This window comes from Acinetobacter sp. CIP A162, from assembly GCF_000367905.1.
In the GTDB taxonomy this organism is placed as follows: domain Bacteria; phylum Pseudomonadota; class Gammaproteobacteria; order Pseudomonadales; family Moraxellaceae; genus Acinetobacter; species Acinetobacter lwoffii.
This window is the reverse complement of sequence record NZ_KB849162.1, coordinates 83,738-103,911: the sequence shown is the minus strand read 5'-3', so window position 1 is coordinate 103,911 and position 20,174 is coordinate 83,738. Positions and strand designations below refer to the sequence as shown.

18 protein-coding genes and 2 pseudogenes are annotated in these 20,174 nt (G+C 40.9%); 7 read left to right on the top strand and 13 right to left on the bottom strand.

Features of this window, described 5'->3' with window-relative positions; genetic code table 11:
* Positions 1-182 precede the first annotated feature (182 nt).
* Both F995_RS15970 and F995_RS15965 read left to right on the top strand, forming a co-directional pair.
* On the top strand, positions 183-491 hold the full coding sequence (locus tag F995_RS15970) for a helix-turn-helix transcriptional regulator (protein ID WP_001005874.1): 309 nt from the start codon (positions 183-185) through the stop codon (positions 489-491).
* Positions 488-1,777 carry a type II toxin-antitoxin system HipA family toxin gene (locus F995_RS15965; RefSeq protein ID WP_004647812.1) on the top strand — a complete coding sequence of 430 codons (1,290 nt, stop codon included), beginning with the start codon at positions 488-490 and terminating at the stop codon, positions 1,775-1,777. The genes F995_RS15970 and F995_RS15965 overlap by 4 nt, the downstream gene beginning before the upstream one ends.
* Before the next feature lie 17 nt (positions 1,778-1,794).
* Here the strand turns inward: F995_RS15965 and F995_RS15960 are convergent, their stop codons facing one another.
* The 3 genes and pseudogenes from F995_RS15960 to F995_RS15950 form a co-directional block, all read right to left on the bottom strand.
* Positions 1,795-5,142 (bottom strand): DEAD/DEAH box helicase, encoded by a 3,348-nt coding sequence (locus tag F995_RS15960; protein ID WP_004647811.1) that lies wholly within the window; start codon positions 5,140-5,142, stop codon positions 1,795-1,797.
* A gap of 263 nt (positions 5,143-5,405) precedes the next feature.
* Positions 5,406-6,368, bottom strand: a pseudogene (locus F995_RS15955) (IS481 family transposase).
* A gap of 103 nt (positions 6,369-6,471) precedes the next feature.
* The gene (locus F995_RS15950) at positions 6,472-7,563 is read right to left on the bottom strand and encodes an ATP-binding protein (RefSeq protein WP_002058158.1); all 1,092 of its coding nucleotides are present in this window, start codon (positions 7,561-7,563) and stop codon (positions 6,472-6,474) included.
* Between the two features lie 198 nt (positions 7,564-7,761).
* Here F995_RS15950 and F995_RS15945 point away from each other — a divergent pair, with 198 nt between their 5' ends.
* The 3 genes and pseudogenes from F995_RS15945 (at position 7,762) to F995_RS15940 (ending at position 8,669) form a co-directional block, all read left to right on the top strand.
* Positions 7,762-8,064 (top strand): helix-turn-helix transcriptional regulator, encoded by a 303-nt coding sequence (locus F995_RS15945; protein WP_002058191.1) that lies wholly within the window; start codon positions 7,762-7,764, stop codon positions 8,062-8,064.
* A gap of 64 nt (positions 8,065-8,128) precedes the next feature.
* Positions 8,129-8,317: pseudogene (locus F995_RS16555) on the top strand (type II toxin-antitoxin system HipA family toxin); the annotation flags it as partial.
* Between the two features lie 115 nt (positions 8,318-8,432).
* Positions 8,433-8,669, top strand: a complete 237-nt coding sequence (locus tag F995_RS15940; RefSeq protein WP_004647809.1) for a VF530 family protein — start codon at positions 8,433-8,435, stop codon at positions 8,667-8,669.
* A gap of 354 nt (positions 8,670-9,023) precedes the next feature.
* Here F995_RS15940 and lldD read toward each other — a convergent pair whose 3' ends face one another.
* From lldD to F995_RS17065, 4 genes are all read right to left on the bottom strand, one after another.
* Positions 9,024-10,169 carry an FMN-dependent L-lactate dehydrogenase LldD gene (lldD, locus tag F995_RS15935; RefSeq protein WP_004282143.1) on the bottom strand — a complete coding sequence of 382 codons (1,146 nt, stop codon included), beginning with the start codon at positions 10,167-10,169 and terminating at the stop codon, positions 9,024-9,026.
* 3 nt (positions 10,170-10,172) lie between these two features.
* On the bottom strand, positions 10,173-10,916 hold the full coding sequence (gene lldR, locus F995_RS15930; RefSeq protein ID WP_004647808.1) for a transcriptional regulator LldR: 744 nt from the start codon (positions 10,914-10,916) through the stop codon (positions 10,173-10,175).
* A 17-nt stretch (positions 10,917-10,933) separates the two neighbouring features.
* Positions 10,934-12,598 carry an L-lactate permease gene (gene lldP / locus F995_RS15925; protein ID WP_004282148.1) on the bottom strand — a complete coding sequence of 555 codons (1,665 nt, stop codon included), beginning with the start codon at positions 12,596-12,598 and terminating at the stop codon, positions 10,934-10,936.
* A 224-nt stretch (positions 12,599-12,822) separates the two neighbouring features.
* The gene (locus F995_RS17065; protein ID WP_370940781.1) at positions 12,823-12,975 is read right to left on the bottom strand and encodes a hypothetical protein; all 153 of its coding nucleotides are present in this window, start codon (positions 12,973-12,975) and stop codon (positions 12,823-12,825) included.
* A 288-nt stretch (positions 12,976-13,263) separates the two neighbouring features.
* On the opposite strand from F995_RS17065, the gene F995_RS15920 reads away from it, so the two are divergent.
* Both F995_RS15920 and F995_RS15915 read left to right on the top strand, forming a co-directional pair.
* Positions 13,264-13,497 carry a hypothetical protein gene (locus F995_RS15920; RefSeq protein WP_225554309.1) on the top strand — a complete coding sequence of 78 codons (234 nt, stop codon included), beginning with the start codon at positions 13,264-13,266 and terminating at the stop codon, positions 13,495-13,497.
* Positions 13,498-13,687: 190 nt separating this feature from the next.
* Positions 13,688-14,029 carry a histidine kinase dimerization/phospho-acceptor domain-containing protein gene (locus F995_RS15915; protein ID WP_004282152.1) on the top strand — a complete coding sequence of 114 codons (342 nt, stop codon included), beginning with the start codon at positions 13,688-13,690 and terminating at the stop codon, positions 14,027-14,029.
* A gap of 421 nt (positions 14,030-14,450) precedes the next feature.
* Here the strand turns inward: F995_RS15915 and bioD are convergent, their stop codons facing one another.
* The 6 genes from bioD to bioB all read right to left on the bottom strand — a co-directional run bounded on the left by bioD (position 14,451) and on the right by bioB (position 20,166).
* Entirely contained in the window at positions 14,451-15,116 is a 666-nt protein-coding gene (gene bioD / locus F995_RS15910) for a dethiobiotin synthase (RefSeq protein ID WP_004647807.1), read from the bottom strand.
* On the bottom strand, positions 15,113-15,898 hold the full coding sequence (bioC, locus tag F995_RS15905) for a malonyl-ACP O-methyltransferase BioC (protein ID WP_004647806.1): 786 nt from the start codon (positions 15,896-15,898) through the stop codon (positions 15,113-15,115). The genes bioD and bioC overlap by 4 nt, the downstream gene beginning before the upstream one ends.
* The gene (locus tag F995_RS15900; protein ID WP_004647805.1) at positions 15,865-17,034 is read right to left on the bottom strand and encodes an 8-amino-7-oxononanoate synthase; all 1,170 of its coding nucleotides are present in this window, start codon (positions 17,032-17,034) and stop codon (positions 15,865-15,867) included. Before F995_RS15900 ends, bioC begins: the two co-directional genes overlap by 34 nt.
* Entirely contained in the window at positions 17,031-18,311 is a 1,281-nt protein-coding gene (gene bioA / locus F995_RS15895; protein ID WP_004647804.1) for an adenosylmethionine--8-amino-7-oxononanoate transaminase, read from the bottom strand. Before bioA ends, F995_RS15900 begins: the two co-directional genes overlap by 4 nt.
* An 88-nt stretch (positions 18,312-18,399) precedes the next feature.
* A complete protein-coding gene (locus F995_RS15890; protein WP_004647803.1) occupies positions 18,400-19,110 on the bottom strand; it encodes an alpha/beta hydrolase family protein in 711 nt (236 codons plus the stop codon).
* 66 nt (positions 19,111-19,176) lie between these two features.
* The gene (gene bioB / locus F995_RS15885) at positions 19,177-20,166 is read right to left on the bottom strand and encodes a biotin synthase BioB (protein WP_004647802.1); all 990 of its coding nucleotides are present in this window, start codon (positions 20,164-20,166) and stop codon (positions 19,177-19,179) included.
* Between the last annotated feature and the right edge of the window lie 8 nt (positions 20,167-20,174).

Below are 20,174 nucleotides of genomic sequence, written 5' to 3'. Positions count from 1 at the left end.
CTGGCCATCACAAAGGATGCGGGTCCGAATGCAAATTTTAACTGTATTTTCAGAGTCATTTCAGATCACTACGTAGCTAAGGCTGTTTTGCAGATCGAAATGATAAAATTATAAATTGCTTTTCAAGAAAAAAGAAACTAATATGTTTCTTATAACACTAAAAAGCAATAAATGTGTCTACAATGAATGAGTCTTTACTTCAGCAAATCAAAAAAAGACGAACCCAATTGGGCTTAAAGCAAGTTGATATGCAATCCCGTACAGGCATTTCAAGACAGCAATACCAAAAGCTGGAAAGTCAGGGCAACCCTCGATTAGAGACCTTAGAAATTATCGCGGCAGGATTAAATGCTCAACTGATGCTCATCCCTGATGATAAGGTTCATTTGATTAGACAATTATTGAATGATGAAATTAAAGTCACTATTGAAGATCAGGATGACTTAATGACTAACCCATGGAAGGGTCTTCTCGGAGGAGAGGAACCATGAATACTGTTGCCGTCCTGAAATTAACATTACATCACGCTGTCGTTGGATACTTGGCAGGATTTCAGAGCGGAAAAAATATTCTGGTTTTTACGGATTCTTTCCGATTTGATCAGCAACGCCAGACCTTGAGCTTGCTGACTTCCCCCTTGTATCCTCAAGCAGATAAGATTTTAGAAAAGACCTATGTTACACATCAGCGCTTACACCCCTTGCTATCAAACTTGCTACCAGAAGGCGCATTACGCGAACTCATTGCACAAAGCCTTAAAGTACATATAGACAATGAATTTCAGTTATTGGCAGCTTTAGGTCATGACTTACCTGGAGCACTCATTGCGACCCCATTAGATCCAGAAGAAATTCCAGATGAAATAAAATTCAAACTGCAGATCTCGAATCCAGATCAGATTTTAAAGCAAGAGATTCGAACAGATAATAAGTTTTCCTTGGCTGGCGTCCAAATGAAGTTTTCCATGAAAGCCAAAGATGGGCGTTTTACATTAGCACAGGCAATAGAATCCAGTCTATTAGGGGATTGGATTATCAAAACTCCTTCTTCCAGACATGGTTTTGTTCCACTAAATGAATATTCTATGATGAGCCTTGCCAAAACAGTCGGCATAGATGTCCCTGAGATTCGCTTGGTGGATATGGCACTCTTACAAGACCTGCCACCATTAAATTTACCCCAAGAGCAATATGCTTTCGCAATCAAAAGATTTGATAGACAGAGTACTGCTGATACTATAGAGCTTATTCACATCGAAGACTTTGCTCAGATCTTCGGCGCATATCCACATCAGAAATACAGCACCACAAATTATGAGCAGATAGGAAAGATCATTTATCAATTTTCAGATAACAAAATTCTTGATATTCAGCAATTTGCCAGCCGCTTACTCGTCAATATTTTGCTCGCCAATGGAGATGCGCACTTAAAAAACTGGAGTATGATTTATCATGATAAAAGTGCACCCAGATTATCTCCCGCATACGATATATTAATGACCAGTGTATATATTGAAAATGAGCGTCATTTCGCATTAAATCTTGCCAAAAATAAAGATTGGTATTTAGCTGAGATGAAACACTTTGAACAATGGGCTGAAAAAGTCGGTGTTCCATGGCGTGTTATTGAAAAACAACTTCACGCGATCATGGACAAAGCACGGTCAGTATGGCCAGTGCTATTACTAGACTTACCTATGATTTCTGTTCATAAAGAAAAATTAAGAGAACATTGGAAAAAATTGCATCCAGACTTTCAGATACTTACAGATGATTAGGGTAATCTGAAACCAAACTAAATTTTCTCAAACAAGTTCATCACGTCATTTTCCGTCAGTTTCGCTTCGCCCTCATGATCGGTACTTAGAATAGACTGTGCCAGTTCTGCTTTATTTTGCTGTAAGGCAAGAATTTTTTCTTCTATGCTTTTATTGGTAATCAGCTTATACACAAATACTGGCTTGTCCTGTCCAATCCGCCATGCACGATCTGAAGCTTGATCTTCAGCAGCAGGGTTCCACCATGGATCATAGTGAATGACCGTATCTGCGGCAGTTAGATTCAGACCGACCCCTCCTGCTTTCAGACTGATTAAAAATACTGGCACTTGTCCAGACTGAAATGCTGTAATGACTTCATCTCGCTTTTTGGTCTTTCCAGTCAGCTTCACATAGCCAATTTCTGCGTGATGGAGCTGTTGCTCAATCAGTTCCAACATTGAGGTAAACTGAGAGAAGATCAGAATTTTTCGCCCCTCCTCCACCATTGGAACGACCATATCCATCAACTGTTCAAGTTTGGCAGAGTGTGCCTGCCCGGTTTTCACTGAATCCAGCTTTAGTAAGCTAGGATGGCAGCACACCTGACGTAGCTTCAGTAAGGCATCTAAAATTTGAATTTGACTACGTTTAAAGCCTTTTTCTGCCACAATTTTCTGAATATTTTCCTGCATCGTGGCACGAACAGCCTCATATAACTTGGATTGCTGGTCATTCATATCAATATTGACTTCAATCGTAGTTTTTTCTGGCAATTCTTTGGCTACGTCAGTTTTCAAGCGACGTAAAATGAAGGGCTTAATCCGGTTGACCAGCTTTTGCCTTAACTGCTGATCACCGCGTTTTTCAATCGGATGACGGTACTTTTTATTAAAAATTTCTTGTGAATATAAAAATCCTGGCATCAGGAAATAAAATAGTGCCCACAGTTCACCCAAATGATTTTCCATCGGGGTACCTGTTAGACACAAACGATGTCGTGCTTTTAATTGGCGTACTACCTGTGCAGCTTTGGCACGCGGATTTTTGATATTCTGCGCCTCATCCAAAATGAGTTGATGATATTCATATTGCTTTAGTTGTTCTTCATCTCTCGCTAGAAGCGGATAGGTGGTTAACACAATATCATAGTGCGGAATCTGCTCAAAATTCTGATGGCGGTCGGGCCCCTGTAGCAGCAATACCTTGAGCTCAGGGGTAAATTTCTCCGCTTCTTTGAACCAGTTATGCATCAGCGATGTGGGTGCAACAATTAAGGCGGGACTGTCCTGCAAATATCCAGCCTGCTTTTCCATGAGTAAATGGGCTAAAGTTTGTGCTGTTTTCCCCAAGCCCATATCATCTGCCAGAATCCCGCCATGCTGGGTTTCCCTTAAAAACTGTAACCAGCCTAAGCCCTGCTGCTGGTATGGACGCAACTCCCCCTGAAAACCTTGTGGTGTCGGCAGTTGTTGCTGATAGCCTTGTTTGAATTTCTGTACAAATTGCTGCAGGCGATCACTGACCTGCCATGTCATCCCAAGATTATGCTGCAATTCTAATAATTGACTCGCATCATAGCGATCAATACTACGCTCTTCTTGCTGTAAAATGCTCTGCAGATGTAACAATACCGGCTTAATATCCCTAGCGGATAGAGCCAAATCAGGTTGATCAACTGCAGTTTTCACGGTGAAAATTTGACTGTCATGCAGATGACTAAAAATCCGTGGATCAAGTAAATCAGGATTTACTCGCACCAAAGCTACGAGCGCATCAAGCAAATTATAAGAATTACCTGCACTGTCTTGAACCGTCGCCCCGATATTGAACCAGTCCTGCTGACCTTCAGATTCAGTGATAGAAATATTTAAATTTTCGACATATTGCAGGTTAAAGGGGCTGTTTTCCAGATGCTCTATCTGCCAGCCCATCAACTCAATTTGATTGATGGGCATGAGCTGTTTGATCCAGTCTCCATAGAAAGCAAAAACCATAGAATCAAGACGTTGTTTATCCAGTTTTAATTGCTGGTCATAACTAAGATCTTTCACCCACTTCAGTGATTCGACCAATAGCTGTAAACGCTGGATTGACTGTTGTTCCTGAACTAAGTCCCGAAGCTGTCGCACCATTTTGCCATGCTGTTCACCAATAAAACTGTCACCTGATGTACCTGCTTTAATTCGCCCACCTGCATAGGAGAATTCAATTTCAGCACAAACAGACTCTTCCCATTTCCAATCAAATTTATCTGAAACACCGAAGCGTAAAATTGGCTGGGGACTACCCTCAAAGACATCAATATGCTGAATAAACTCGGGTTGAGGCAGATTTTTCACATCTGAATATTGATGAGTCAGTTTCTCAAACTCTGGCAAGAGCTTAGCTGGAAGATCAGGCATCTGTAAAAAATGGTACAGAAGATTTGCCGTATATTCACCATATAACTGGCCCACCGTGTTCTGTTGAATATCCACATAACATGGTGGATGGCTCGCGAGAATCTGAATATGAGGATTTGATTTTAAATCGAGTCGAATATCACCATTGACCAATTCAATGTTTAAATGCTCTGTCTGTTTGTTTACACCTTGTTGCCAGATCAGTTCGATGTGATAGCCTTGTTCTGACCATTGAAGTGCAGTATGGCTCTTTTTTTTCCAGTACACATCGCCACTTTGAATAAAAGATTTGAAATGCTCCAATAAAATGCTTGAGATATCAAGATTGCTTTGATAAAAGCGTTCGTCGCTGTTTATTTTGGCGTAATAATAAATCTGGTTAAATAATTGTCGTTTTTGTTCAGGTAAAGTCAGATGCTTTCTGGTGATATTTTCATATTGGGTATAATAACTTTCCCCTGCAATTGAGCCGTTCTTATTGCGTCTGGCTTTCTGAACATCAACTGTCAATTTCTTTAAGCTGACCGACTGATCTAGCAGGTAAATTAAATAATTGTTTGTTTTGACAGATTGCTCTGGTTCAGTCTGTTGCAAATACCGTTTAAAATCATTCAACCAGCGCTGCGCCTGATCATCCCCCCATCGGCGTTTTGCGATTCCCTGCGGAGATTGAGATTCAGCATAACGCTGTTGAAATTCCTGACGATATTCTTGAAAGAATAACCGCGCTAAAGCAGCAGCATGTTTACAGTTATATCCAACTGGACAAGTGCAGTCATCATCGATTAAACGGTCTTTTTTAAGATTATAGGTAATCGCGGTATCGTAATAATCTGTCCCTTCAATTTGAGCATACATCGTGACATCATCATTTTCCTCAAAGAACTCAATCGTTTCCCTATCAATGTGTTTAGCATAGCTCAGACTGCGATGAAGAGTTGGATTACTAAAGTGAGATAGAAAATTGATCAATGAGGACATAATTACCAGACACCAAAATGTTTATACAATTATAACGGACAAAGCTGTCATTTCAGAACAGTAGCCGAACTGCTCAACCTGAGCACAGATTCGACTCACTCAATAGGAATATTGTGAATAAAGACAATCAAATTCGAGAAGTTAAACAGTTCATTGAGATCGAAAATATCCTGATAGAAAGTGATCATTTCTTCACAACAGTTAATTTTAAACCAAATGGGGTCAAAAGTTTTAGCATTGTTTCTATGTGTGATTCATAGAGATCATTTCAATTTAGCGATCTCTAGATCCATCTTGTAATTGGCATGTTGAATCCGTTCATTTGAGGGGTCGTATTGCTTCTGGACTTCATCTAAGAAAGGAGTTTCTTCACATAATTCAAAGTACCTTTCCATCGGTGTTTTACCTTTCAAAGCCGAATGTGGTCTCATCCAGTTATAGTAATGCTGCCATTCGGCTAGCTTGTCTTGGATATCCTCAGAATCGATATCTACAGTAGCGTAGAACTCAGATTTATCAGTTTTTTGTGAACGCTCTACCTTGCCATTCAGATGAGGTGAACCTGGTTTATTTGGCCTAAATTTGATTCCATGCTGCATCATTTTTTTCTGTACTTTTTCAGCAAAGAATTCCCGCCCACGATCGGTCTGTATTCGCTGTATGGGAAAAGGCATTTCTTCAATTACGCAGTCTAAAAAGTCGAGAGTATTCGCTGCTGTTCGGCGTTTATATATCCTTAAAACGCGATATCGTGTGCAGTCATCGATAGATGTGTACTGATATAGTCCTGGACCCAGTTTACAGGTATCCATTTGAATTCTATCGCCTGGTAATGGGCGTTCATAACGAATGAAATCTGCTTTACGACGGAATTTTTTAATCGGTTTGACTTGATGGGTGGATAGTACTTTATGGATAGTCGCTAAGGACAACGAGACTCCGTGCAGCCTCATCAATTCTGTTTGCAAACGTCGAGCACCAAAATTTCTAGCTGAGCGCATTTCTAATATTAAGGCTTCTAGCTCAGCATTGATTTTAGTATTTGGCGATTTTAAGGGACGTCTACTCTGGCTACTTAATCCATCAATACCTTGCTCAGAATATCGTTTCCACCACTTGCGTAACGTTGGTCTAGAAATGCCACATCTCCGACAAACTAGGCCAGCATCATTAGTCTCTTCAAATAATTTAACTCATACGAGTCTTTGTTGAATTTCTCTGTTCATAGACACCCATTATATTGAAATAATGTCTATGAATAAAATACTTAAATAAAAATTCTCCGACAAACTCAGTACGGTTAATTTTTATCCAAATGAGTTTTCAAAATTATGCTTCATCCATAATCCATTCTTTAAAAAGAGCATCCTCGATTTCATAAGTACCATTTTCTGGTTTAAAAATAATTTGTTTTTTTGATAAAGAACGTAGGGCCGATTGAATACTTGATACCGCAATGTTATCTACACCAATGGAATCAGCCAGATGTTGTCTAAATTGACTACTATAAAGTTCAACTTGTGATTCCGCTATGGCTTTTAAAATTAGCTGTTCTAATAACTTAAACTCTCCCCATAATCCCGAAAAGTCACGATGCCCCATTGTATCGGCTATAAGCTGTTCCTTGGCAAAATCTATAGCCAGCATTGGGTTTAAGGCTAAACGCTCCACTAATGATCTTGCTAGTTGAGGACTTTGCTTCATATCTAAAAAAGCGTGCCATAAAATTTCTTTATTCAAACTACGTCCTGTTGTCTGATTAAATACATCTGCCAGATGATCTGTAAATGCTTTTGTTAGATTTGGAAAAGGTAAATTCTGTCCATAATGAAAAAAGGGAGCACTACTCACAGAAAACATTTGTCTCAGGCCTTCTCGACTTGAACCAGTAAAAACTACCTTTATTGTTTCTTTATGCATATCTAAAGCGGTACGTAAACTGGCAATCGTGGTTTTATATTTTGAACTAGCTAAAGCCTGAATCTCATCAAGTAACAGTAAAATAGGTTTCCCCTGCTGAGCCAGTTTAGTAATGCTAGACAAAATACTGGAATTCACTTGTCCTTGTAGAAGTGTCACTTCAGCTTTTACCCCTGCCACCTCTGTACTTAAAGAACCAATATTTTTAATCCAATGTGTGGCTTTCCCCATTAAGCCATTTTGTTTTGAAAACTCATCAAGAGCTTTTACAAACTGCCCTTCACTATGCAGGCCTGCATCTAAAAAACTGAAATAAAAAACGCGCCATCCAAGCTGTTCTGCTAGGGGCGTAATATCTTTTCGTAAAAATTCAGTTTTTCCCATCCGGCGTGGGGCAAAAAAAGTCAGAGAACTAGCTAGTCCAGTCTCAAACATGCCTAAAATTTGTTTCGCCAGTTCGGTACGTGGAAAGTGCCAAGGGTCATTGGAGATGGTCATCATTTTAATTACTCGGCAATGATTTATTTATTACCATAGATTGTATTAGATTCCATTAGATTGTAAATGTCTAATTAGATTTCTTTAATCTAATAGGATCTAATCAGGCCAATAAAGCACCTTCTTACCGATCAACTGTTTATTTTATAACTCCATTATTTTGTGGTTTAATAGACATATATGGACATAAGACCCGATATTATGGATTTAAAATTCAGAAAACCTGAAGAAGTTGTTGGATTATTATGTGAGAGGCTTCGTAAAGAACGACTTTATCTGGAAATGACTCAGGCAGATGTTGCTGCACGTGCTGGTATTGGTGTGAATACAGTATCCAATCTGGAAGCAGGTCGAAATGTTTCATTTGAAAATTTAGTACGCGTTGCCATGGTCCTAGGCCGATTACAAGAATTAGAGGAACTCTTCAAACCTAATTTAAACAGTGTAGATGATATTCTTCGCTATGAGAGCAATACGGCTCGCCAACGTATCAAAAGGAAATAAATCCATGCTCAAAAAACTTAATGTTTACTACAATGGATGGGGTGAATATTGGCTTTAGGGTACACTGGTCTCCTCAACAGCAATCACAGGTCGACCATTAATTGCCTTTGAATACAGTGCTGAAGCGATCCGTAAAGGTTTAGAGCTTTCCTCTTACCTACTTCCATTAAAAGGTGACCCATTAAGAAAAAACTTTCCTACACAGCAAATGGGATTACCAAGTCATATATATGATGCATCACCCGATGGCTGGGTGTGCTCCAGAATTTTGGTGGCTATTCAGTCCATCATTACTTACATTCCAACTCTCTAGTTTTCCAACTAGCCCAGGTTATAATAATGGCCACCCAAAATACGATTGATCTATTATGAACAACTCCAATGACCCTTTACACGGCAAAAAACTTGCTGACATTTTGGATGAATTATTGGATTACTACGGTGGCTTTGAAGGTTTAAGTCGTAAAATTGAAATTAGATGTTTTTGCATAGACCCAAGTGTTAAATCATCATTGCGATTCTTGCGTACCACACCATGGGCACGTGAAAAAGTAGAAAGCTTATATTTGTACGTCTTACGCCAAAAGGCAAAACAGAAACCGTAGCCCCAGGCAACACCCCCTCTCATTATAAAATTATACCAGTCAGTAAAACACCTTTAGATTAAGCATGTGTATGTTGGTTATTATTGTTGATTATCACAATAAATTAGTGACCAAAAATCAAAGTACCCCACCCTACCTTAAATTACACCACACAAAATAAAAACTCTATATAACTGTTATATATAGAGTTTATTAAAATACCAATTATGTTATTTAGTGTATTTTATGTCGGTGACTCTTGCCAAGGTTGGTTTTTTTCAAAAGGAAGCTTTGTTTACCCAAATTATTTAGATAAGAATCTCTTTTTCCAAAGGAAAGTTGGCAAAGCCTTAGTAATGTGAGTAATTAAATCGCTTACTCTTTCTCTAGTTTGACCAGGCAATCCGATGTAATATCTGCAATGGTTCTTGCACCAGTCAATGTCATTGCCACACGCATTTCTTTCTCAATCAAATCTAGTAAATTACTTACCCCAGAACCGCCGGCAGCACCAAGTGCGTATACAAATGCACGACCAAGCATACAAATATCTGCACCCATAGCCAACATACGTACCACATCAAGACCGTTACGAATCCCTGAATCTGCTAAAATTTTGATGTCACCTTTGACCGCACTTGCAATTGAAGGAAGCGCACGAGCAGAAGACAAAACACCATCAAGCTGACGACCACCGTGATTGGAGACCACAATTCCATCTGCTCCGAAACGTACCGCATCCTTGGCATCCTCAGGATCTAAAATCCCCTTAATAACCATGGGACCCTCCCAATAATCACGAATCCACTCAAGATCTTTCCAAGAAATTGAAGGGTCAAAGTTATTTCCCAGCCAACCGATATAATCTTCCAGACCTGTCGGCTTACCTAAATATTTCGAAATGTTACCCAAATCATGCGGACGACCCAATAAACCGACATTCCAAGCCCAGTGTGGGTGCATACACGATTGCATATAACGACGTATTGCAGCATTTTTACCACTCATTCCTGAATGTGCATCACGATAACGCGCACCTGGAACAGGCATATCGACTGTGAATACTAAGGTAGAACAGCCTGCGGCTTTAGCACGTTCCAAGGCATTTTTCATAAAACCACGGTCACGTAGTACATACAGTTGAAACCACATCGGACGTTGAATCGCAGGTGCCACTTCTTCAATTGGACAAACTGAAACTGTTGATAAGGTAAATGGAATGCCCTTTTTATCTGCGGCAACCGCGGCTTGAACTTCACCACGACGCGCATACATACCCGTTAGACCTACAGGTGACAATGCCACTGGCAACGCCAAATTTTCACCAAACAATTGCGTTTCTAAGCTCAGCTCAGACATGTCATTTAACACACGTTGACGTAAAGCGATTTTTGATAAATCGTCTACATTACGCTTTAAAGTATATTCCGCATAGGCACCACCATCGATGTATTCAAATAAAAATGGCGGTAAACGACGTTTCGCAGCTTCACGATAGTCATTTGCAGAAGAAATAATCATAACTTATGTCCTATTTAATCGACTCGAACGTTGACGACGAGCTTCTTCTTCATCGATCATACGTACGCGTTGAACAACAAATTCAATATGCCCACAAGCTGCCTTACGTGCAGTCTCTGAGTCTTGACGTTCAATTGCGTCCATCACCTCAAAATGCTGGTCATGCAATTGTTCAAAATGTTGTGGTGTGGTGTAAACTTTACGTCGCCCTAACATCACGTTGTCTTGCAATAAATCAAACAAACTACGCATCATTTGGATCAGCACTAGATTGTGGGATGCTTCTGCAATCGCCAGATGAAACTTCGCATCCGCTATTGCTGCGTGGGCATCATCACCTAAAGCCTGAAAATGGCTAATCTGCTCAAAACATTGACGAATATTGATCAAATCACTGGGTGTGGCACGTTGTGCGGCATACCATGCTGTACCACCTTCAAGCACCATACGAGCTTCTTGTACATCAAAACGATATTCAGGATCCTGATCCATCAAACCGGATAATGGCTCAACGATTTGATACTGTGACCAATGTGCAGGCAACTGCTTTAAATAGGTGCCTGCACCCGCTTTGCTCTGAATAATCCCTGCGGTAATCAGTTGTTGAATCGCCTCACGTAAAGAGCTACGAGACACACCTAACTGTTCACAGAGTTGGCGTTCAGCAGGCAATCGCTCTCCGACTTGCACATTATTTTTTTCAATCAATAGACGTAAACGCTGTACCACTTTGTCGGAGACTTTCATTTTTTTCCTTGACCCGTTTACGGAATCATCCACGGGAAAACATAAGCTTGTAAGGTCACAATAATACCAATCATCACCGTAAAGATAATGCTGTGTTTTACTGTAAATCTAAATAAATCAGATTCTTTACCAACTAAACCCACTGCTGCACAAGCAATCGCGATTGATTGAGGGGAAATCATCTTACCTGTTACTCCACCACTGGTATTGGCAGCAACTAACAAGACTTCAGGCACACCGATTTGCTGTGCTGTAGTTGCTTGTAACGCTGAAAACAATGCGTTAGCTGAAGTATCTGAACCTGTAAGAAACACTCCAACCCAACCCAAGAATGGTGAGAAGAAGGTGAAAGCCTGACCCGTATGTGCCAGTGCTAAAGCAAGCGTTGCTGACAGACCTGAATAGTTTGCAATGAACGCAAAAGCCAGTACCATACCAATCGAATAAATTGGGGTTTTTAGTTCATTCACGGTTTCAAAGAATGTCGAAACTGCCTCTTTAGGTTTCATGTTTAAATAAATAATCGTGATCAATGCCGCCAATATAATCGCCGTACCCGTTGCTGATAACCAATCAAACTTATAAATCGCATCATAATCTTTAATTTCAGGCACGACAGGTGGTAGCTTTTGAATCAATTGATGCAAATACGGCACTTTAATTGAAACTACTAAATCACTTAATGGGCCGTCCTTAACAAATAAATCTTTAAAAGGTTTGATGCTCCAGATCGTCACCATTGCTGTAAGTATCAGAAATGGAGACCAGGCTTTGGCTATCTGTGCCACACTATATTGTTTACGAGCTTGCTTGATAATAGTTTCATCTACCTGTATATTTTTATCCTCAAAAAGAAAAATATGTTTTGGTTTCCAATACTTAAGTAAGATAGTTAAACTGATTAATGATGCAATTGCAGCAGTGATATCGGGTAACTCAGGCCCAACAAAATTTGATGTTAGATATTGCGCTAAAGAAAAAGATAAGCTGGCAACTAAAATAGCAGGCCAAGTTTCTTTAACCCCACGCCAACCATCCATGATTGCCATGATCCAGATCAATACAATTGGCACCATAAAGGGTAACTGACGACCAACCATTTGACTGATTTCCATGGTGTCAACACCTGAAACCTGCCCAGCGACAATGATCGGAATTCCCATTGCACCAAAAGCAACAGGTGCAGTATTAACTATCAGGCATAGCCCAGCCGCATATAAAGGCTTAAAGCCGAGTCCCACCAACAGTGCCGCAGTAATTGCGACGGGCGCACCAAAACCTGCCGCACCTTCTAAAAACGTACCAAAAGCAAACCCAACTAATAGCATTTGCAAACGTTGATCTTCTGTAATTGACAGAATAGACGAACGAATAACATCAAACTGTCCTGTTTTTACTGAAATCTTATATATAAAAACTGCACCGATAATAATCCATGCAATTGGCCACAGGCCGTAGAAGAATCCATAGACCATTGATGCTAATGCCATTCCAATTGGCATTTTGTATAAAAATAATGAGACCAGAAAGGCTAAAAAAACGGTAATTGTAGCGGCTACACTACCCTTCATGCGAAAAATAGCTAACGCTAAAAAAAAGAAAATAATTGGAACTAGCGCAATAGCACTCGAAATCCAGATATTGCCTATAGGATCATAAATTTGTTGCCACTGTTGAAGCATTGTCTACTCCTTGAAATGCTTAACTACTAGATTGAACAGTTTATTGTACTTAAACACTAAATTGGTATGACCAATTTAGTGTTTAAGAGATAAAATGTGCATTTTGTATTGGCGATATTAGTAATATTAGCCCAAAAACACAATATAAAAGATTTAATTTATTTTTTGGTATGACCAATTTTTATAATCTCTTAAAATTTTATATATTAGATTTCTTTCATAATTCACTTTTTACTCAGCTCAAAATTATAGATTCCCACAATTAAATTAAATCTTAATCCTAGTCTTTTGCCAGGGTTGCGATATCGCTCGGCAAGGATTTTGAAGGTTTTCAAAGTTCCAAATACCTGTTCAATCCCAATTCTTCTTTTATTGATTTCTTGGTTATAAAGTTTTAGCTCGAGATCTGGTTTTTAGTGCTTTTTTGCTTTTAATGGCCATAAACTATTTGGATACAATGTATAAATCCCTTGATAGCCTTTATTTGCAAGAGGCTTTGTTGCACAAACCTACTACTGAAAGCTTCTTGGGGAATATAATTTCTAAATGAAGAGGTCTGCACCCAAGATCTATCGTACAACCAGTTGATCTACCTACAATAAAGCCTTGCTCAGTCAAGGAAATATATCAATTTGGTTTGATTCAGCCATCCAATGGTCGCTCGATTGACTCAACAACTGCCGATGCAAAACTTGGATGAAAATGTACTAGCCCAACAACTTCATTCCACCAATCAAGAGCAGTTGATTGCCTATAAAGTGTCTTTATTTGGCTCTGACGTCAGTGTCGTTCAGCATGTGGTAGCAAAAACCCGAGGTGCACCGAAAGATTTAAGCCACCAAGTAGTTGGCTTTAGTACAAAGCAACAAGGTGAGGCTCAGTTATGTGTTACGTCGTGAGGATATTCAAGTGGTGGTAGCAGAGCGGATGTTCCTACGTGGATAATTGCTCAAAAAGATTTTATAATCGGTATTAATACCAATAATTTTGTCTTTATTGCTATGTTATAGACTTAATCGTTTTGATTATTCGTCGAGAGCTTAAAGCCTTAGATGAAGTTTCAACCTTTTAAGTCAGCCAAATTTATCAGTGAATGATGCTACTCACTATTTAAAAACCTTAGATGCCAAAGTAATGCCTTCCAAGGTACAGTCCTTTGCCCAAAACTCTAAGCACTTAATACATAAACTGCATCAAAATCCGGAAAATGAAAAAGTATTTAGTTCATACGCCGCCCATGAATTGCGTAGTCCTTTAACCGCGATCAAAACTCATATTCAGCTTGCACAACTGATGGCAGAACAACAGGCAAGCTCGCCAAAATTGCAACAGAGCTTGCAGCAGGTACACCTTGGTATCCGCCGATGTACCCAGCTACTGGAACAGCTTCTAGCACTTTCCTCTACCGATCAAGTACTGAGTGATATCTAGTACAGTATTGAAATTGCACGGCTCCTGACTCAGGTGATTGCCGATTTACAGTCGCTTTATCCGGAAATTGAACCCAGTTTAACAATTGACTGACCGAGCCTGACCCGAATTGCCCTACCCGATTTTGAACTAGATACCGTCTTTAAAAACCTACTTAACAATGCTCTATTGCATGCACAGGCAAACACCATTTCAATTGCTATGCTGCATGTGTGCTGATCATTCATAATGATAATCAAAGGTTGAAGATATGCATACTTGGGACAGCGTTTCTGGCATAAATCTCCCTAGCAAAATGGGCATGGGCTAGACTTATATTTGATGAAAATGGTGTTAAACAAATATGGCTATCAGATTCAATTTACAGTGGCGCAACCTCAATATTTAAGCATTCACATCAGCCTCGCTGCAAGCGGATCACTTACTTATGAGAAGACAGGGCTAAATTTAAAGCTGGAATATCAACCCATGTCGTATCAGCAAAATCACGCTGCAAATACTGTTTTAAATAAGCAATGGTATCTTCAGCGATCAAGGGATCTTTGGAGTTATCTGTATGATTAAAAGCAATGGCATATAATTGAACCCCGCGGAGTTTTAACAACTCAAGACTCAGCAAGGTATGATTAATACTACCCAAACGCCCTGAAGTGACCAGAATCACCGGATAATTATGTGTCTGAATATAATCAATAGTTAGGAACTCTTCGGTTAAGGGCACCATTAGACCACCTGCACCTTCCAGCAAAATACAGTCATAGCCCGCAGCCAGCTGTTCGGTGGCCTGCTGAATCTGTTCAAAATTAATGGCTCGCCCATCTAGACGCGCAGCAAGATGCGGTGAAGCCGGATACGTAAAAATTTCCGGCATGGTCAGTTTTTGCTGGTCTTCCGGTAACAGTCCACAACCCATAATTGCACGATGCTGTTCGATATCTTCTGATATATCGACATTTCCGGTCTGGATCAGCTTTTGGGTTATAGTACGAATACCCTGCTCATTCCAAATTTTGGCCAAGAAACCAGTAGTAAAGGTTTTACCAATTGCGGTATCAATGCCGCTGACAAAATAAATCTGTGCGCTCATGCTGTCTTCCGTGCAATGACATAAACCGGATGATAGGTCAGTGCATACTGTTTGCTTTCAGGATCTTGGAATTGTTGATAGCCGGTATAAAAATCCTGTAAGGACGATTTTGTCCACCGAAACCCCTGTGCCGTCGCCTGTACACCAGTGGCTTTGATATGCTGTAACACCTGTTTCGGATGCTCAAAATATAAGGTCATCTGTTTTTCTATCTGCAGCAGAATGTCAAAGCCTAAGGATTGGAGCAGTTCACAGACCTTTGCTAAAGGCAGATAATCCAAGCCCTGTCCGGTCAGTGCCTTAATTTCCTTTAAATTATTGTCAGTATAACTGGCAAAACACAGATGCCCAGAGGGATTTAAGGCCTGCGCAATGTTGAGCAATAATGCTTTTAAATCCGAGATCCATTGCAATGCAGAACAAGACAACACCATGTCCAGAGACTGAGGCAGTGGCAAGGTTTCAATATTACCAATCTCCCACAAAAGCCGATTAGATTCCGGGAAGTGCTGCTTCACTTCGACATATAGGTCATTTAAAAATAAATGATCAAAGCTATAATGCTGCATAAAAAGCCGGGTAAACAATCCTGAACCGCAGCCAATTTCCAATACCCGTTGCAAATGTGGTTGTGCCACATGCTGCTGCATGAAATGCATCAACTCTGCAGCTACGGTACTTTGTACCAGCGCATGCTGTTCATAACTGAGATTTGCCTGAGCAAAACGCTGGGCAATCTGTTTGCTGTTCATCGCGGTAAATTCCTCAGCACCTGCAGACATGCGTCCAGCTCATCCGCAGAAATGTTCTGGTTCAGGGAAATTCTGAGTCTGGAGGTGTTGGCAGGAACCGTTGGCGGACGTACTGGCAGCACATAAAACCCCTGCTGTTGCATAATTTCAGTCGCCTGAATGGTGCGTTTTGCCTCACCAATCAGTACCGGCACAATTTGCGAGGTTGACGGACAGTGATATCCCAAGTCTTGAATGCCCTGCTGACAGCGTACAGCCAATGCTGCCAAATGTACTCGTTCTGCCTGAAGCTGCTCTACCTTCTGAAAAATAAATCTAGTCCAGGCCATACATAGTGGCGGCTGGGCGGTACTAAAAATTAAAGGTCGCATGCTATTGATCAGATAGTCACGAATCACTGGCGCACAGACCAGATAACCACCAACTGAAGCCAAAGCCTTGCCAAAGGTACCGACTAGGAAATCAATTTGATCCAATACTTGATACTGTTCTGCGCAGCCCAATCCACGTTCACCGCGCACACCAATTGCATGTGCCTCATCGACATAAAGCATGACTTTTGCAAACTGCTGTTTTAATGCCACCAAAGCAGCTAAATCTGTTTCATCCCCATCCATACTGAAAATTGATTCAGTTACCACAATGATGCGCTGGATAGATTCATCTGACTGATATTTTTCTAAAAACTGAGTCAAATGCTGCAGGTCATTATGGCGGTAACGCACATAGCCAGCTTTAGATAAACGAATCCCGTCGATAATACTGGCATGTACCAGTTTGTCAGCAATGATCATGGTTTTAGCATTACTGAGCGCAGGAAGAATCCCGATATTCATGTGATAACCACTATTAAACAGCAGTACTGAACGTCCAAAAGCCTGTGACATCTGTGCTTCAAGTTGTTCAAAATTGGGAAAGTTTCCTGTCAGTAAACGTGAAGAGCTTGAACTCATATATCGCTCAGACATCGGCGTGAGGTCAAAAAATTCTTCACGTAGCGTTAAGTTGGATGCCAGACCTAAATAGTCATTGGATGCCAGATTCAGCATCTCTTGGCCATTGAGTTGCAATCGTGGCTGGCTAGAAATATTGGACTTAAACTGGCGATATTGCCCTTGCTGTTTCAAGTCATCTAGCTGCTGCTGGAAATGGTCAAGATGGTTCATGCTACTGCCTCTATCTGCTGAATCATCTCCCGCATATGCTTTAATAAAGTTTCAAGTTGCTGTGTTGAAATTACATATGGCGGCATGACATAGACCAGACAGCCAAAAGGACGAATCCAGACGCCACGGCATACACATTCAGCCTGAAAACGCGCCAAATCAATAGTTTGATGTAGCTCAACCACGCCAATTGCGCCGAGGACACGCACATCTTTGACTTGTGCCAAGGATTTTAAATCCAGTAAATATTGTTCTAGTGTCCTTTCAATCTGTTGAATACGCGTCTGCCAGTCTTGAGCCAGTAACAGCTGGGTACTTTTTAATGCGACCGCACAGGCCAACGGATTAGCCATAAAAGTTGGGCCATGCATGAACACACCCGCTTCACCACTTGAAATCGTCTCTGCTACATGGCGAGTGGTTAAGGTCGCTGACAAGGTCATATAACCACCAGTCAATGCCTTACCGATACACATAATGTCTGGTGTGACCTGAGCGTGTTCATAAGCAAATAGTTTTCCAGTGCGGCCAAAACCGGTGGCAATTTCATCTAAAATCAGCAGTACATCGTACTTTTCACACAACAACTTAGCTTGCTTTAAATATTCTGGATGATAGAAACGCATCCCGCCTGCACCTTGCACAATCGGCTCAATGATCATGGCAGCAATCTGTTGATGCTGCTGTACCAGCAGGTGCTCAAGTGGCTGTATATCTTCGGGTTGCCATGCCCCATCAAAACGGCTTTGAGGTGCCGGAACAAATAAACGGTTCGGCAAACTCGAACCAAAAATTTGATGCATACCAGTTACAGGATCACAAACCGACATGGCATTCCAGGTGTCGCCATGATAGCCAGAGCGTGTGGTAACAAAGTTAGTTTTTTGTGGTTGCTGACGTGCATTCCAATATTGCACAGCCATTTTCAACGCCACCTCAACCGCGACCGAGCCGGAATCGGCAAAGAAAATTTTATCCAGTTCAGGCGCCGTGATCTCAAGTAGCAGTTTAGACACATCAATCGCAGGCTGATGAGTCAAACCACCAAACATGATATGTGACATCGACTCTAATTGTTTTGTTACGGCCTGATTGAGTTCAGAATGATTATAACCGTGAATTGTGCACCACCAGGACGACATGCCATCAATCAGCTCGGTACCATCTTCAAGTTCAATGACTGCACCATTTGCAGCTTTAACTTTGTAACATGGCAAGGGTTGTGTCATGGAGGTATAAGGATGCCAAATATGCTGTTGATCAAAAGCGTCCTGCACAGAATTTACCCCAATTATTAAAACTAAAACTGATCTTAGCGCGTTAAATCTGAAAATGAAACGTCAAGAGCTACCAATCTCTTTTTGCTTAAGCCAGATCGGCTAAAAATTTTAAAATTGGCTCAACGAGTAACTTGGCATCAAAAAGGATGGCATCGTGCGTGCCCTGTATTTTTACCAAATTCAGATTTTGGGTTGTTAAAAACACGGATTCTTGACTAACTTTGTAAGGAACCAACATATCATTCTCGGAAAATATAAATAGCATCTTGACTGAATGATTTTTTAAGATATCCACTAGATTTAATTGCTGCAATAGATAAAGATGCTTAACCTGATAGTTTAAATCAATACTATTTAACTGTTGGTGCAATAATTTTGCACGTTCACGCGCTGCTGCGCCAGCTAAAGTGACCAAGGTACAGAAGCGCTGCATCCCGCGTTTTGGATCAGCCAGTATGGAGGATTTAAATTGTGTATATTGTTCAACTGGCATTGCCTGTGGCCATGCTTCGTTGGCCACGAAACAGGGATTTGACATACAGCAAATCACTGGCTTGGCAATTTTCAATTGTTGCTGGATTTCATTAGCCAGCAAAAGTGCCAATTGTCCACCCAAAGACCATCCCATCAAGACATCAAACGAACTCGCCTGCCTGACTTTTTCGGCCAAAATACTTTCTACGTTAGGATCAAAAATATCCCATACTTCAACTTGATGCTGCTGCCGTAACTGTTCTACAAACGGGGTTAAGACCGCTGTTCCTAGCCCCCAACCTGTAATCATCAGTATCTTCATTTTGTCTGTTCCAATAAAAAAGGGACCAATTCAAGTTGAAATGATCCCTGTTTGTTACACGATTAATTAAGCAGGTTGCATCGCATCTACAGCCAATTCTTTAGCTGTTTTCTTGGCAGCTTCAGCTTTTAAGCCTAATTTAGCAAACAAGGCTTTGTCTTTACCTTCACCACTGTTCGGGGCAGTAAGCAATTTATCACCTGAAAATAATGAGTTAGCTCCAGCCATAAATGCCAGTGCCTGATCAGAGTCAGAGAGAGATTCACGACCTGCCGACAAGCGGATATAACTCTTCGGCATAATAATCCGTGCTACCGCAATAGTACGAATCCAGTCAATCACATCCAGTTTTTCAACATCGGCCAGTGGTGTGCCTTCAATAGGAACCAACATATTTATGGGCACCGAACCCGGGTGAATCGGCATAGTCGCTAGTTCAAACAACAAACCGACTCGGTCTTGTACGCCTTCGCCCAAGCCGACAATACCGCCACTACAGACATTAATTCCGGCATCACGTACATGATCAAGCGTATTTAAGCGTTCATCAAAGCTACGTGTACTGATGACATTGGCATAATATTCACGTGAGGTATCAAGGTTGTGGTTGTAATAATCTAGCCCTGCATCTTTCAGACGTTCCGCTTGTGAGGCATTCAGCATTCCTAGAGTCATACAGGTTTCCATGCCCAGTTTCTTGACTTCCTGCACCAGTTCCAGCACATACGGCATATCGCGTTCATGCGGATTACGCCATGCTGCGCCCATGCAGAAACGGGTCGAACCGGAAGCTTTGGCCTGTTTGGCTTCAGCAATCGCCTTTTGTACTTCTACGCGTTTTTCAATTTCCAGATCAGTATCGTAATGTGCAGATTGCGAACAGTATTTACAATCTTCCGGACAACGGCCCGTTTTAATTGAAAGCAGAGTACTGACCTGAACAGTATTCGGTTCAAAGTTTTGGCGATGAATTTGCTGTGCCTGAAACAGTAAATCCATTAAAGGCAAGTCATAAATTTCTTGTATTTCGGCACGTGACCAATCATTACGGATCATCTTGTCTG